The 14,819-nt window shown below is 71.0% G+C and carries 10 protein-coding genes and 1 pseudogene; 9 read left to right on the top strand and 2 right to left on the bottom strand.

All coding sequences use genetic code 11. From position 1 onward, the window contains the following. From ACZ7BZ_RS35810 to yjfF, 7 genes and pseudogenes are all read left to right on the top strand, one after another. A pseudogene (locus ACZ7BZ_RS35810) lies at window positions 1-265 on the top strand (alpha-xylosidase); the annotation flags it as partial. A 341-nt stretch (window positions 266-606) separates the two neighbouring features. Beyond that, window positions 607-885 carry an AbfB domain-containing protein gene (locus ACZ7BZ_RS35805; RefSeq protein ID WP_470361998.1) on the top strand — a complete coding sequence of 93 codons (279 nt, stop codon included), beginning with the start codon at window positions 607-609 and terminating at the stop codon, window positions 883-885. 152 nt (window positions 886-1,037) lie between these two features. Beyond that, entirely contained in the window at window positions 1,038-2,591 is a 1,554-nt protein-coding gene (locus ACZ7BZ_RS35800) for an alpha-L-arabinofuranosidase B (RefSeq protein WP_470361997.1), read from the top strand. Between the two features lie 546 nt (window positions 2,592-3,137). Beyond that, complete coding sequence (locus ACZ7BZ_RS35795; protein WP_470361996.1) at window positions 3,138-4,118, top strand: ABC transporter substrate-binding protein; 981 nt, start codon at window positions 3,138-3,140, stop codon at window positions 4,116-4,118. 98 nt (window positions 4,119-4,216) lie between these two features. Continuing rightward, entirely contained in the window at window positions 4,217-5,716 is a 1,500-nt protein-coding gene (locus tag ACZ7BZ_RS35790; protein WP_470362001.1) for a sugar ABC transporter ATP-binding protein, read from the top strand. After that, window positions 5,713-6,795, top strand: a complete 1,083-nt coding sequence (locus ACZ7BZ_RS35785; protein ID WP_470361995.1) for an ABC transporter permease — start codon at window positions 5,713-5,715, stop codon at window positions 6,793-6,795. Before ACZ7BZ_RS35790 ends, ACZ7BZ_RS35785 begins: the two co-directional genes overlap by 4 nt. Further along, window positions 6,792-7,763 carry a galactofuranose ABC transporter, permease protein YjfF gene (gene yjfF, locus ACZ7BZ_RS35780; protein WP_470361994.1) on the top strand — a complete coding sequence of 324 codons (972 nt, stop codon included), beginning with the start codon at window positions 6,792-6,794 and terminating at the stop codon, window positions 7,761-7,763. The genes ACZ7BZ_RS35785 and yjfF overlap by 4 nt, the downstream gene beginning before the upstream one ends. 339 nt (window positions 7,764-8,102) lie before the next feature. Here the strand turns inward: yjfF and xylA are convergent, their stop codons facing one another. Then, window positions 8,103-9,275 (bottom strand): xylose isomerase, encoded by a 1,173-nt coding sequence (gene xylA, locus ACZ7BZ_RS35775; protein WP_470361993.1) that lies wholly within the window; start codon window positions 9,273-9,275, stop codon window positions 8,103-8,105. Window positions 9,276-9,369: 94 nt separating this feature from the next. On the opposite strand from xylA, the gene xylB reads away from it, so the two are divergent. Both xylB and ACZ7BZ_RS35765 read left to right on the top strand, forming a co-directional pair. Then, complete coding sequence (gene xylB, locus ACZ7BZ_RS35770; protein WP_470361992.1) at window positions 9,370-10,800, top strand: xylulokinase; 1,431 nt, start codon at window positions 9,370-9,372, stop codon at window positions 10,798-10,800. Between the two features lie 72 nt (window positions 10,801-10,872). Next, window positions 10,873-12,030 carry an ROK family transcriptional regulator gene (locus ACZ7BZ_RS35765; RefSeq protein ID WP_470362000.1) on the top strand — a complete coding sequence of 386 codons (1,158 nt, stop codon included), beginning with the start codon at window positions 10,873-10,875 and terminating at the stop codon, window positions 12,028-12,030. Between the two features lie 177 nt (window positions 12,031-12,207). On the opposite strand, the gene ACZ7BZ_RS35760 is transcribed toward ACZ7BZ_RS35765, so the two are convergent. Then, window positions 12,208-14,442: an alpha-L-fucosidase gene (locus ACZ7BZ_RS35760; RefSeq protein ID WP_470361991.1), complete on the bottom strand. Its 2,235-nt coding sequence runs from the start codon at window positions 14,440-14,442 to the stop codon at window positions 12,208-12,210. Window positions 14,443-14,819: the final 377 nt, after the last annotated feature.

Below are 14,819 nucleotides of genomic sequence, written 5' to 3'. Positions count from 1 at the left end.
CGACCAGCGCCCGGTCTCGGCCTGGGCCGAGGGCGTCGAACTGCGCGTGCACGCCTTCGCCGACGGCGCCGAGACCACGGTGGTGATCCCGCACTGCGACGGCCCCGGCGAGAGCGCCCGCTTCCAGGTGCGCCGTTGCGGTGACCGGCTCCGGGTGACCACCGACAGCCCGCACCCCTGGCAGCTGCGGACCGGCGGCCCGGACGGCGCCCTGCACGTCCACCCGGCCGACACCCGGGAAGCCGAACTACCCTACCCGGCCTGACAACCGGCCCAGGACAACCGGCCCAGGACAGCCGACCCCAAGGACACGGGGCCCCGCACGCCACCGCACGGGCGTACGGGGCCCCGTCCCCATTCCCGGCTCCGGCCACCCCGGGCTCCACCCCGCACGCAAGCGACCGTCGGAGGCGAACTCTTCTGCGGATTGTGTGCGTTAACATCCAGACGTCTTGACGGTGCCGGGGCGTCTGGCCATAGTGATGGGCGATACAGCCCGGCCAGGACCTTTCTCGACGGGCCTGGTTCATACTTTCCGGCCATTGTTGTTAGCGCTAACAATATTGGACGCCTTCTTCCTTCCCCCACCCGTGAAGGAGTTCGTTCATGACCGCCCGAACACGGCTGAGCCGCGCCCGGCGAACGCCGGCGGTGGTCGGCACGCCGGTGACTTCCGGCAGTTCCGCCGCCGACGCCACCGTCCGCGCCCAGCACGGGAACAGCGGCGCCGACCACCCCCTGAAGTCCTTCAGCGCCCCGGAGAGGTACGTCCGCCACCACCGCTTCGCCGGCCGCGTCGCGAGCAACGGCGGCACCGAATCCTGGGGCAGCCATTCGTCATGGGCCCAGGACGCCAACCGGCTCGCCGCCGCTCCCTGGAGCTGACCAACAGCCCCCGTGCCGGGTCCGGTTCCCAAAGGGCAGAAGCCGCACCGGACTTGCAGGCGTCAGCGCAACCCGCACCGTCCGCACAGCCGGACGCCGGGAGGTTCGCGGCGCCCGCCCACCCCCCACCCCACCCAGTGAAGGAACTCCTCATGATCAAACCGTGGATGCACCGCCTCCGACACGCGTTCCTCGCGGCCGGTACCACCGCTGCGCTCGCGGCCGGCCTGCTCACCGCCACGGCCACCCCCTCGCAGGCCGCCACCCAGGGACCGTGCGACATCTACGCCGCCGGCAACACCCCGTGCGTCGCCGCGCACAGCACCACCCGGGCTCTGTACGGGGCGTACAACGGCCCCCTGTACCAGGTCAGGCGCGCCTCCGACAACGCGACCAGGGACATCGGCCTGCTGAGCGCCGGCGGCTACGCCGACGCCGCCGCGCAGGACTCCTTCTGCGCCGGCACCAGTTGCGTCATCACCGTCCTCTACGACCAGTCCGGCAAGGGCAACCACCTCACCCAGGCGCCCGCCGGCGGGGCGGCCGGCGGGCCGGACAACCTCGCCAACGCCGTCGAGGCGCCGGTCACCGTCGCCGGCCACAAGGCGTACGGCGTCTACGTCGCCCCCGGGACCGGCTACCGCAACAACAACACCAACGGCATCGCCACCGGCGACCAGCCCGAGGGCATGTACGCCATCTTCGACGGCACGCACTTCAACGGCGGCTGCTGCTTCGACTACGGCAACGCCGAGACCAACAGTCTGGACACCGGCAACGGCCACATGGAGGCCCTCTACTTCGGCAACAACAAGAGCTGGGGCTCGGGCAGCGGCAACGGCCCGTGGGTCATGGCAGACCTGGAGAACGGCCTGTTCTCCGGGGTGAACCGAGGATTCAACGCCAACGACCCCAGCGTCAGCAACCGATTCCTGACCGCCATGCTCAAGGGCGGCCCGAACCAGTGGGCCCTCCGCGGCGGTGACGCCCAGTCGGGCGGTCTGTCCACCTTCTACAACGGCGCACGCCCCAACGCCACCGGCTACGACCCGATGCACAAGGAGGGCGCGATCATCCTCGGCATCGGCGGTGACAACAGCAAGTGGGCCCAAGGCACCTTCTACGAGGGGGTCATGACCCAGGGCTACCCGTCGGACGCCACCGAGAACGCGGTCCAGGCCAACATCACCGCCGCCGGCTACAACAGCGGCTCGACCAGCACCGGCACGCTGACCCCCGGCTCCCGGATCTCCCTGCAGGCCACCACCGCGCCCTGCTGCACCTCCCACTACCTGCGCCACGACGACACCGACTCCAAGATCGTCATCTCCGACACCGGCTCGGCCAGTTCGGCCACCGACAAGGCCGACGCCACCTGGATCGTCCGCGCCGGCCTGGCCGACTCCTCCTGCCTGTCCTTCGAGTCCGCCAACAGCCCCGGACGGTTCCTGCACCACTACAACTACGAGCTCTACCTGGACTTCGACAGCGGCGTCGGCTCATTCGCGCAGGACGCCACCTTCTGCCCCACCAGTGGCAACAGCGGGGTCGGCACCTCCTTCCGGTCCGTCAACTTCCCGACGAAGTACCTCCGCCACTACAACTACACCGCCTACATCGCCGACAACGGCGGCTCCAACAGCTGGGACAGCTCCACCAGTTGGGCTGCCGACACCAGCTGGCTGGTCGCCCAGCCCTGGGGCTGAGCCGCCGGGGCACCGGCGGTCGTCCGCAGTGGGATGCAGCGGGCGGAGCAGGGTGCCGCCGGTCCTGACGGGTGCCGAGCCCGGGGGCGGTCCCGCCCCCGGGCTCGGCACGGCCATGATGCGGGCGCGCCCGGGCCAGCCGGCGGAGCCGTCGGGAAACCGCCCGCCCAGGTCGGCGTGGGGCCTGCCACGCCGACCGCCTCAGTGCCCCGGGTGATCGCCCGACCTCTACCGTCCGGGATTCCGGTCGTGTGCGGGTGAGCTGCCGTGACCTGCCCTGACCGGGCCCGAGGCGTGTCCGGTGGTCTTGTCCCGAGCGGCAGGGAGCGTGTGCTCCGAACGTCAACTGGCCGACGGGGATACCGGACTGAGAGTGCTTCCGGTTGCCGGTCCGCCCTGGTCAAGATTGGGTAACACGGCGCGGAGGCCTTGCCGGGCTCAATTGTTAGCGTTAACAATCGGTCCCGAGCGAAACGGCGACGATACCTCGCGTTCACACAGCCGGTGCCGTTCGCGCGATCGACGATCCCGAGAGGAAGTCCCCACATGTCCAAGAGAGTTGCGGCGGTCCTGGTCGCCGGTGCGATGGTCACCGTCCTCACCGCGTGCGGTTCCGGCGGCGGGGGCTCCGCCGGGAAGGGCTCCGGCGGCAAGCTCGTGGTGGGCTTCTCGCAGGTGGGTGCGGAGAGCGGCTGGCGCACCGCGAACACCAAGTCGGTCCAGGACGCGGCGAAGAAGGCGGGTATCGAGCTCAAGTTCTCCGACGCGCAGCAGAAGCAGGAGAACCAGATCAAGGCGATCCGCTCGTTCATCCAGCAGAAGGTCGACGTGATCGCCTTCTCGCCGGTGGTGGAGTCGGGTTGGGACACCGTCCTCAAGGAGGCCAAGGCCGCGCACATCCCGGTCATCCTGACCGACCGCGCGGTGGACTCCAAGGACGAGTCGCTGTACGTCTCCTTCCTCGGCTCGGACTTCGTCGAGGAGGGCAAGAAGGCCGGCGACTGGCTGGTCAAGGAGTACGCGTCCGCCAGTGGTGACGTGAACATCGTCCAGCTGGAGGGCACCACCGGCTCCGCGCCCGCCAACGACCGCAAGGCCGGCTTCGCGGACGCCACCAAGGGCGACCCGAAGTTCAAGGTGGTCGCCTCGCAGAGCGGCGACTTCACCCGCGCCAAGGGCAAGGAGGTCATGCAGGCCTTCCTGAAGGCCCAGCCGAAGATCGACGTGCTGTACGCCCACAACGACGACATGGCGCTCGGTGCGATCCAGGCGATCGAGGAGGCCGGCAAGAAGCCGGGCACCGACATCAAGATCGTCTCCGTGGACGGCGTCAAGGACTCCCTCACCGCGATGAGCCAGGGCAAGATCAACTACGACGTCGAGTGCAACCCGCTGCTCGGCGACCAGCTGATGGACCTGGTGAAGAAGGTCAAGGCGGGCGAGCAGGTGCCGCGTCGGATCAAGACCGAGGAGGGCACCTTCACCCCCGAGCAGGCCACCGCGGCCCTGCCCACCCGCCAGTACTGACCGGCTTGGCCGGCCCGGGGAGCGATCGGCGGATCGCTCCCCGGGCCGGATCGCACGAGGAGAGGAGAACCGGGGTGCGTCAGCAACCGGTCCTGGAAATGCGGGGTATCCGCAAGGAGTTCCCCGGGGTGGTGGCGCTGGACGGGGTCGACTTCCGGCTCTTCCCCGGTGAGGTGCACGCCCTGATGGGGGAGAACGGTGCCGGGAAGTCCACGCTGATCAAGGTGCTCACCGGTGTCCACCCGTCGGACGGCGGCGAGGTGGTGCTGGCCGGCGAGCAGGTGTGGATCGCCGGGCCGCTGCAGGCCCAGCAGGCCGGCATCAGCACGGTCTACCAGGAGGTGAACCTCTGCCCGAACCTGTCGGTCGCGGAGAACATCTTCATCGGGCGCGAGCCCCGCCGGTTCGGCCTGATCGACTGGTCGGCGATGCGCCGCCGGGCCGCCGAACTGGTCCGCGAACTCGACCTGGACATCGACGTCAGCGCGCCGCTGAACAGCTACTCCATCGCCGTCCAGCAACTGGTGGCGATCGTCCGCGCGGTCGGCGTCTCGGCCAAGGTACTGATCCTGGACGAGCCGACCTCCAGCCTGGACCGCGACGAGGTGAACCAGCTCTTCGCCGTCATACGGAGGCTGCGGGACCAGGGCGTGGCCGTCCTGTTCGTCTCGCACTTCCTCGACCAGATCTACGAGATCTGCGACCGGATGACGGTGTTGCGCAACGGCCGGCTGGAGGGCGAGTACCTGACCAGCGAGCTCAACCAGGTCGAACTCGTCTCCCGGATGATCGGCGCCGAACTCGCCGGACTCGATCAACTCGCGGGCGGACAGCGGGGCGAGCGCTCCGCCCCGGTCGCCGGCCCGGCTTTCCTGCAGGCCGAGGGCCTGGCCCGGAAGGGTGCCGTGGAGCCGTACGATCTCGCCATCCGACGCGGCGAAGTGATCGGCCTCGCGGGCCTGTTGGGGTCCGGCCGGACGGAGGCGGCCCGGCTGCTGTTCGGCGCCGACCACAAGGACCGCGGCACCGTGCGGATCAACGGCACCGAGGCCGACCTGCGCAACCCGCGTGACGCGATCGCCCACGGCATCGCGTTCTGCTCGGAGAACCGCAAGACCGAGGGCCTGGTCGGCGAGCTGACCGTCCGCGAGAACATCGTGCTGGCGCTGCAGGCCGCCCGCGGCTGGACGCGCCCGCTGTCGCGCACCGCACAGGAGCAGTTCGCGCTGCGCTGGATCCGCGCCCTGGACATCCGCCCCGGCAACCCCGAGGCGCTGGTGCGCAACCTCAGCGGCGGCAACCAGCAGAAGGTGCTGCTCGCCCGCTGGCTGATCACCGACCCCAAGCTACTGATCCTGGACGAGCCCACCCGCGGCATCGACATCGGGGCCAAGGCCGAGATCCAGAAGCTGGTCGCGGACCTCGCCGAGAAGGGCATGGCGGTGCTGTTCATCTCCGCCGAACTGGAGGAGGTGCTGCGGCTCAGCCACCGGGTCGGCGTGCTGCGTGACCACCGGATGGTCGCCCAGCTCGACAACGACGGCGAGCTCACCCCGGAGCGCGTCCTGGCCACCATCGCGAGCGGAGCGGAAGAATGACCACGGTACCGACGACCCCGTGGGCCAGGGCGGTGACCCGGTCCAGGCTGTTCTGGCCGGCCGTGGTGCTGGCCGTGCTGCTGCTCGCCAACCTCGCCTTCACCCCGGACTTCTTCGCCCTCCACCTCAAGGACGGTCACCTTTACGGAAGTACGGTCGACATCCTGCACTTCGGCGCCCCACTGATCCTGGTGTCGCTCGGCATGACCCTGGTGATCGCCACCGGCGGCATCGACCTCTCGGTCGGCTCCACCGTCGCCATCGCCGGTGCGCTGGCCTGCCAGCACATCAGCGAGGCCGCCGACCCGGCGAGCCTCGGCACGGTGTTCGGCGCGGTGGGCATCGCACTCGGCACGGCGGTGCTGCTGGGCGTGGTGAACGGGGTGCTGGTGGCCCGGGTCGGCGTGCAGCCGATCATCGCCACCCTGATCCTGATGGTCGCCGGGCGCGGCCTGGCCCAGCTGATCACCGACGGCCAGATCATCACGATCACCAGCGAGCCGTACAAGCTGATCGGCGGCGGCTACTGGCTGACCATGCCGTTCGCGATCCTGCTCAGCGCCGTGGTGGTGCTGGCCACCGTGCTGCTGACCCGCTCCACCGCGCTGGGACTGCTGCTGGAGTCCGTCGGCGGCAACCCGGTGGCCAGCCGGCTGGTCGGCATCCGGGCGATGCGCCTGGTCGCCCTGGTCTACGTGTTCAGCGCGCTGTGCGCGGCACTGGCGGGCCTGATGGTGTCCTCGAACGTCTCGGCCGCCGACGGCAACAACGCCGGTCTGTGGATCGAACTCGACGCCATCCTCGCGGTGGTGATCGGCGGGACCTCGCTCAACGGCGGCCGCTTCTCGATCGGCGGCACGGTCCTCGGCGCGCTGATCATCCAGACCCTCTCCACCACCGTCTACACCATCGGCATCCCGCCGGAGACCACCCTGGTGTTCAAGGCGTTCGTCGTGATCACGGTCTGCCTGATCCAGTCGCCGAACTTCCGGGCCAAGGTCGCCAGGCGCGGCGCCGGACGTCGGAGCGGAGCCCGAACCAATCCTGTCACCACCACCAACCGGGAGGTCGGCGCGTGAACGCCAACGCCCTGCTGACCAGAGTGCGCGGGCAGGTCCCGCTGCTGGTCACCTCCGTCCTGCTGGTGTCGATGTTCACCGTCGGGTCGGCGCAGTACGACGGCTTCTTCTCCGGCCAGGTCGTGCTCAACCTCCTGATCGACAACGCCTTCCTGCTGGTCGTCGCGGTCGGCATGACCTTCGTCGTGCTGACCGGCGGCATCGACCTGTCGGTAGGCGCGGTGGTGGCGCTCTCCACCATGGTCTCCGCCTGGCTGGTCGAGAAGCACGGCTGGCCGCCGCTGCTGGTGATCCCGCTGGTCCTCCTGATGGGCGCCGCCGCCGGCTGGCTGATGGGCTGGATCATCCACGTCTTCGAGATCCAGCCGTTCATCGTCACCCTGGCCGGCATGTTCCTGGCCCGGGGCCTGTGCTACACGATCAGCGTCGAGTCGATCTCCATCACCGACCCGCAGTACACCGCGATGGCGCAGACCCGGATCCCGCTCGGTGACCTGTTCGTCTCACCGAGCGCGGTCATCGCGCTGCTGGTGGTCGCCGCCGCCTTCGTGGTCCTGCACTACACCCGGTTCGGGCGGAACGTGTACGCGCTCGGCGGCAGCGAGCAGTCCGCGCTGCTGATGGGCTTGCCGGTGCAGCGCACCAAGACGACCGTCTACGCGATCAGCGGCTTCTGCTCCGCGCTCGGCGGCGTCCTGCTCACCTTCTACATGCTCTCCGGCTACGGCCTACACGCGGTGGGCCTGGAACTCGACGCGATCGCCGCCGTGGTGATCGGCGGCACCCTGCTCACCGGCGGCTCCGGCTACCTGCTGGGCACCCTGCTCGGCGTGCTGGTGCTCGGCCTGATCCAGACCGTCATCAGCTTCCAGGGCACCCTCAGCTCCTGGTGGACCCGGATCGTCATCGGCGCCCTGCTGTTCGTCTTCATCGTCCTGCAGCGTCTGATCACCAGCCGCCGGCGGTAGTTCACCGCGTCGCCCCGGCACGGCCCGCCCGGGCCGTGCCGGGGCGCGCGCTTGAGCACGGTGCCGTCTCCGGGGACCGTGCCCACGCCCTCCTCGCCTACGTGTCGGAGATGTATGAGCGCGGCCTGGCGCGGCGGGGAAAGAGCCGGGCCGTAGGACCGAGGTCGATGGAGACGGTGAACCTCAGGACGCTTCGGCCTCTCCGGTCGCTCTGGGGCGGGGCGTCACGGTGGGGGCGCGGTGCCACCGTCGAACCGCTTGACCGGCAGTGCCCGACCGGCACCACGCGAAGAGCCGGGTCGTGCCCTCGGGCACGACCCGGCTCGGGCAGGGCTGCGGTCAGCGGGCGCCGAGCAGGTGCTCCAGGGCGAGCTGGTCCAGCTGCTCGAAGGCCATGCCGCGCACGGCGGCGGCGTCCACGTCGAACTCCTCGAAGGCGGAGCGGTCCGCCAGCAGCCCGGCCAGGCCGTCCCCGGCCGTGGGCAGGGCCAGTTCGGGCAGTCGGGAGGCGGCGAGCGCGGCCTGCACCTCCGGGTCGGCGCGGAAGGCGCGGGAGCGCTCGGCCAGCAGCAGGTAGTTGCGCATGCAGCCGGCCGCGGAGGCCCAGACGCCGTCGAAGTCCTCGGTGCGCGGCGGCTTGAAGTCGAAGTGCCGGGGGCCGTCGTAGCCGGCCGACTCCAGCAGGTCGACCAGCCAGAAGGCCTGCCGCAGGTCGCCCGCGCCGAAGCGCAGGTCCTGGTCGTACTTGATGCCGGACTGGCCGTTGAGGTCGATGTGGAACAGCTTGCCGTGCCACAGGGCCTGGGCGATGCCGTGCGGGAAGTTGAGCCCGGCCATCTGCTCGTGGCCGACCTCCGGGTTGACGCCGACCCGGTCGGGGCGCTCCAACTCGTTGATGAACGCCAGCGCGTGGCCGACGGTGGGGAGCAAGATGTCGCCGCGCGGCTCGTTGGGCTTGGGCTCGATCGCGAAGCGCAGGTCGTAGCCCTGCTGCTCGACGTACTCGCCCAGCAGGTCGAAGGCCTCCTTCAGCCGGTCGAGCGCGGTGCGCACGTCCTTGGCCGCGCCGGACTCGGCGCCCTCGCGCCCGCCCCAGGCGACGTAGACCGAGGCGCCGAGCTCGGCGGCCAGGTCGATGTTGCGGATGGTCTTGCGCAGCGCGTAGCGGCGCACGTCTCGGTCGTTGGCGGTGAAGGCGCCGTCCTTGAACACCGGGTGGGTGAACAGGTTGGTGGTCGCCATCGGGACCTTCAGCCCGGCGGCGTCCAGTGCGGCGCGGAAGCGCTTGACGGTCTCCTCGCGGGTGGCGTCGCCCGCGCCGAAGGGGATCAGGTCGTCGTCGTGGAAGGTGACGCCGTAGGCGCCGAGTTCGGCCAGCCGCTGCACGGTCTCGACCGGGTCGAGAGCGGGGCGGGTCGCGTCGCCGAAGGGGTCGCGCCCCTGCCAGCCGACGGTCCACAGGCCGAAGGTGAACTTGTGCGCGGGGGTGGGGGTGAGCTGGTCGCTGGGCATGGAGCGGCTCCGGATTCGGATCCAGGGGTGTTTGTCAGGGCTCTCAACAAATTAGTATGCCGGAACGTCAGAAGGAACCCCTCCGGAGGAACGCATGGCTGAGCAACGTGTCGTGATCGGCTTCGACAGCTCGACGCAGTCCACCAAGGCCCTCGCCGTCGATCTCGACACCGGCGCCGTCCTGGGCCAGGGCCGCGCCCCGCACACCGTCAGCACCGACGCCGGCCGGGAGAGCGACCCCGAGCAGTGGTGGCGGGCACTCGGCGAGGCCGCGGCGGCGACGGGCTGGGCGGACCGCGTGGCCGCCGTCTCGGTCGGCGGCCAGCAGCACGGCCTGGTCACCCTCGACGCGTCCGGGGCGCCGGTCCGCCCGGCACTGCTCTGGAACGACGTCCGGTCCGCGCCGCAGGCCGCCGGTCTCCGGACCGCCATCGGTGCGGCGGAACTCGCCCGCCGCACCGGCAGCGTCCCCACCGCCGCCTTCACCGCGCCCAAGTGGGCCTGGCTGCGCGCCAACGAGCCCGCCGCCGCCGAACGCGTCGCCGCCGTCCGGCTGCCGCACGACTTCCTGACCGAGCGGCTCACCGGAGCGGCCGTCACCGACCGGGGCGACGCCTCCGGAACCGGCTGGTGGGGACCGGACGGCTACGACCAGGACGTCCTCGCCCGGATCGGCCTCGACCCGGCCCTGCTGCCGCAGGTCCTCACCCCGGGCACACAGGCCGGCACCGTCCGTCCGGGGACGCCGCTGCGCGAAGGCACGCCGGTGGCCACCGGCACCGGCGACAACATGGCCGCCGCCCTCGGGCTCGGCCTGCTCCCCGGGCAGCCGGTGCTCAGCCTCGGCACCTCCGGCACCGTCTACGCCGTCGGCCGCACCCGGCCCGCCGACCCGACCGGCACCGTCGCCGGCTTCGCCGACGCCCTCGGCGGCTGGCTGCCGCTCGCCTGCACGCTCAACTGCACCGTCGCCGTAGACCGTTTCGCGGTGCTGCTCGGCCGCGGCCGCGACGAGGTCGAGGAGGGCGGCACCGCCGTCGTCCTGCCCTACCTCGACGGCGAGCGCACCCCGGACCTCCCGGGCGCCTCCGGCCTGGTCCACGGGCTGCGCCACGGCACCACCCCGGGGCAACTGCTCCAGGCCGCCTACGACGGCGCCGCCCACGCCCTGCTCGCCGCGCTGGACGACGTGCTGCGCGCGGGCGGCGCCGACCCGGAGGGCGACGAACCGCTGCTGCTGATCGGCGGCGGCGCCCGCGGCCGGGCCTGGCAGCGGACCGTGCTGCGGCTCTCCGGCCGGTCGGTCCAGGTGCCCGACGCGCAGGAACTGGTCGCGCTCGGCGCCGCCGCCCAGGCGGCCGCACTGCTCACCGGTGAGCCGGCCGACGCGGTGGCCCGCCGCTGGCGGACGGCCCGCGGCCCGGTGCTGGACCCGGTGAAGAAGGACGAGGACACGCTGCTGCGGATCGGCGATACCCTGCGTCGGGCCGGAGCCTTGCAGGGCGCTCCGGCCCAGGACCGGTAGGAGGAGCGGCGCGTGACGGTGGTCGGCAAGGTGAACGGGAGTGCCTCGATCGGGCCCGCGTCGCAACAGGACATGCGGCGGCAGAACCTCGCGGTGGTCCTCGGAGCGGTCGTCGCGCACAGCCCGCTCTCCCGCGCGGACGTCGCCGGACGCGTCGGGCTGACCAGGGCGGCCGTCTCCTCGCTGGTCGACGAGCTGATCGCGCGCGGCATGGTCACCGAGGCGGCCGCCACCGCCAGCGGCCGCCCGGGCCGACCGGGACGGGCGCTGGCCGTGAACGACGCGGGCCCGGCGGGCCTCGGCCTGGAGATCGGCGTCGGCCACCTCGGCGCGTGCGTGGTGGACCTGCAGGGCGAGCCGCGTGTGTGGCGCCGGGAGGAACGGGTCAACGCGGGCCGGACGGCCGGAGAGGTGCTGGCGGAGACCGCCGCGCTGGCTGCCGAGGCGGAGGCCGAGGCCGCCGCCCTCGGGCTGCGCGTGGAGGGCCGCGTCCTGGCCGTGCCCGGGGTGGTGCCGAACGACCCCGCAGGACTGGTCGAACGAGCTCCGAACCTCGGCTGGTGCGGTGTCCGGCTCGCCGACCACTGGCCGGACGCGGACACCGTGCCCGAGCCCGAGAACGAGGCCAACCTGGGCGCGCTGGCCGAGTACTGGAGCACCGGGCAGCACCCGGAGACCTTCGTGCACGTGTCCGCCGAGACCGGGATCGGCGCCGCCCTGGTCATCGACGGGGGGCTGTTCCGGGGCGCCCGGGGCTTCGCCGGCGAACTCGGCCACCTCCCGGTGCACCCGGACGGCCCGGAATGCGCCTGCGGTGCCCGCGGCTGCCTGGAGCAGTACGCGGGCGAGACGGCCGTGCTGCGCGAGTCCGGCCTCGGGCAGCACCACCCGGGCGACGTCGTCGCCCTGCTGGCCGAACGGGCGGGCGCCGGGCACGCGCCGACCCTGGCGGCGCTGGACCGCGCGGGGCGTGCCCTGGGCCTGGCCCTCACCTCCGCCGTCGACCTCATGGATCCGGACGCCCTCGTCCTCGGCGGTGCCTACGCCGAACTCGCCGACTGGCTGCTGCCGGCCGTGCGCACCGAGCTGACCGCCCGGGTCACCGTGCGGCCCTGGGCCCCGGAGGCGCTGCGCCCCTCGGCCCTGGGGCGGCGCGGACCGCTGCTGGGCGCGGCGCTCACGACGGTCCGCCGGATCATGGCGGACCCGACCCTGCTGCCCGTCGGCTGACGGCCCCGCGCCGTTCGTCGGACCCCCTTCGTCGGGCTGCCCCTCGTCGGGCTCCCGGCTGTGGGAGTCCGACGAAGGGTCCTGGCGCGGCGACCACACGGACAGGCCCGCGGAGCGGACTTGCCGACGGCGGTGCAGGGGTCCGGGCAGCGCGTCGTGAACCGCCCGTCCGGCGGCCTACTGTGCGATGAAGGACCACTGCAGGTTGGGGCTGCCGTTCCAGCCCCACTGCTTGGTGACGGAGCCGTCGGCGACCTGGCCCCCGCCGTCCAGGACCAGGCCCGTGGTGCGGTTGGCGATGCTGTACAGGCCGTTGCCCCGGTTGGTGATCTGCCACTGCTGGTTGGTGCCGCCGTTCCAGGGAGCCTGCTGCGCGGGTGCCCCGTCGGAGGTGGCGCCCCAGCCGTCGGCGACCATCCCGTTGGTGCGGTTGACCAGCTTGTAGTAGCCGTTGCCGAGGTCGACCGCCTGCCACTGGAGGTTGGGGCTGCCGTTCCAGGTCCACTGCTTGAGGCTGCTGCCCGAGGCGACGTTGCCGCCGCTGTCCAGGGCCAGGCCGTCGGTGACGTTGCTGATCCGGAAGTAGGCGGCCGGGTTGAAGATCACCTTCAGCGAGGTGATGGCGTCGTTGTTGCCGGTGTTGCGCAGGTCGGGGTTGTCCGCGCTGAAGGTCCACGCCGTCCCGGTGAAGTTGTCGCCGGAGTAGCCGATCACCTGGTAGCCGGCCGGAACCCGCAGGGACGAGATGGTATTCGCCGCCATCCCCGCGCTCTGCAACTGGGCGGCTGTGTAGCCGCCCAGCACCAGGGCGGCCGCCGTGCCCGCGTACGTGATGTCGCTGTACGCGGTGGCCACGCCGGTGCCGCCGGGCTGGAGGACGGGAATCCGACCGGAGAAGGTGAACTTCAGGACGTAGGCGAGGGCGCTGAAAGGGGCCGAGGACGACGGCAGCGTGATCTGCAGGCCGTCGCCCGCCTGGGTCGGGGCGGGCAGGCTGGTGTACGTGCCTGCGGTCGCGTTGAGCAACTGGACCGAGGTCAGGGAGCCGAGGTCGATGCGGCCGCTCGCCAGGGTGCTGATGGTCGTGGAACTCCCGGGCCAGCCGAGGACCGTGGCGTACAGGACGGTGCCGTCCTTGCTGCGGGTGAACCGGAAGTCCTTGTTCGTGCCCGCCACGGGGGTGGTGAACGAGCCACCGCCCATCTTGGTGGGCCCCTCCCCGTAGACCGTCCACGCCCGGGTGGCGTACACGGACTCGCCGAACCGGTGGAGGTGGTCGCCGATGCCCAGCAGGACGTCCTTCTGACCCTGGGGAATCGTCCCGTCCGCCATGGGGGCGATGTTGAGCAGCATGTTGCCGTTCTTGCTGACCCGGTCGATCAGGGCGTGCAGCATCTGCTGGGTGGAGTAGTAGCCGATGCCGACGGTGTAGCACCAGCTGGAGCTGCTGATGCTGTCGTCGGTCAGCCAGTACGGGTCGGCGATGTCGCCCGGGCCGCCGCGTTCGTAGTCGAAGACCTCGCCGAGGTTGTCGTAACCGTCCTTGTAGGTGGCCACGACCTCCCGGCCCCAGCCCAGGGCCTGGTTGTAGTAGTAGGAGAGGAAGTTCAGGCGTTGCGTCTCGTCGACCTTGGAGAGGTCGAAGTCCTCCCACAGGATGTCCGGTTGGGCCAGGTCGATGACTTCCTTGAGCTTGTCGTACCAGAGCTGGTTCTCCGCCGTGGCGCCCAGCTGGCCGAAGAGCTTCTGCAGGCTGGCGGTCGGCTGCGCCGGCGCGTGGTCGTAGTAGCCGTTGAAGTTGTAGGCGTGGTGCATCGCCACCAGCAGCTTCAGGCCCTTGCCCCGGATCGCGTCGCGGAAGATCTGCAGGAGGTTCAGCTTCGGTCCCCGCTGCACCGAGTTCCACTCGTTGACCGTGCTGTTCCACATCGAGAAGCCGTCGTGGTGCTCCGCCACCGGCCCGGCGAACCTGGCGCCGGCGTCCACGAAGAGCTGGGCCCAGGCGTCCGGGTCGAAGTTCCCGCCCTGGGAGACCGGCTTGGGCGAGAACTGCACCCAGTTGCCGGCCTTGTCGCGGGCCCCGTCGAGGAAGTTGTTGTAGGGCCAGACCGACGGGTCCCCGTAGGTGGCGATGTGATGGGTGTTCACATCGCTTCCACCGATGTACATGTTCCGCGGGTACCACTCGCTGCCGTACGCCGGGACGCTGAAGGCGCCCCAGTGGAAGTAGATCCCGAACTTGGCGTCCTGGAACCACTCCGGCGCCGGCGGGTGCTGATCCACCGAGGCCCAGGTGGGCGAGTAGGACGACGGAGCCGCGAGTGCCCTCGTCGTACCGAGCGTCAGGTTCGCCGTCGCGGCGGCAACGATGCCGGCGGCACTCGACAGGAAGACACGTCTGTTGATCGCCATGGCTGGATCCTTCGTCGTTGGGTGGGGGCGTTCTGGGCCGTGACACCGAAGCTCGGGCAGCGCATGCCGTGCGGCTCGACACGGCCTGCCGCGTGCAAGGCGTGGAAATGTGAGCGATAACAGAAGCGGCCCAGCCGATTCTGGCAGCCTCGTGACAACTGTCAAGGCATCGGACAGGACGAGCTGCTCGCCGCCGATACATGGGATGTATCCGGGTGCTCGACGGAGCTGCTGACCTGGCTCAGAGGCGGGTTTCATCAATATGAGGACGGAATCTGACGATCCGTCCCCTCTGCAGCGCGTTGGATGACTGCTCGGCACTCATAGGATGTTTGGCGGCCAGGGAGGCGTGATATCTCTACGGGGCATGCCGCCGG

It is taken from the genome of Kitasatospora sp. NPDC036934 (assembly GCF_055608425.1).
The sequence above is the reverse complement of the archived record's forward strand: the minus strand, read 5'-3'. Positions and strand labels throughout refer to the sequence as shown.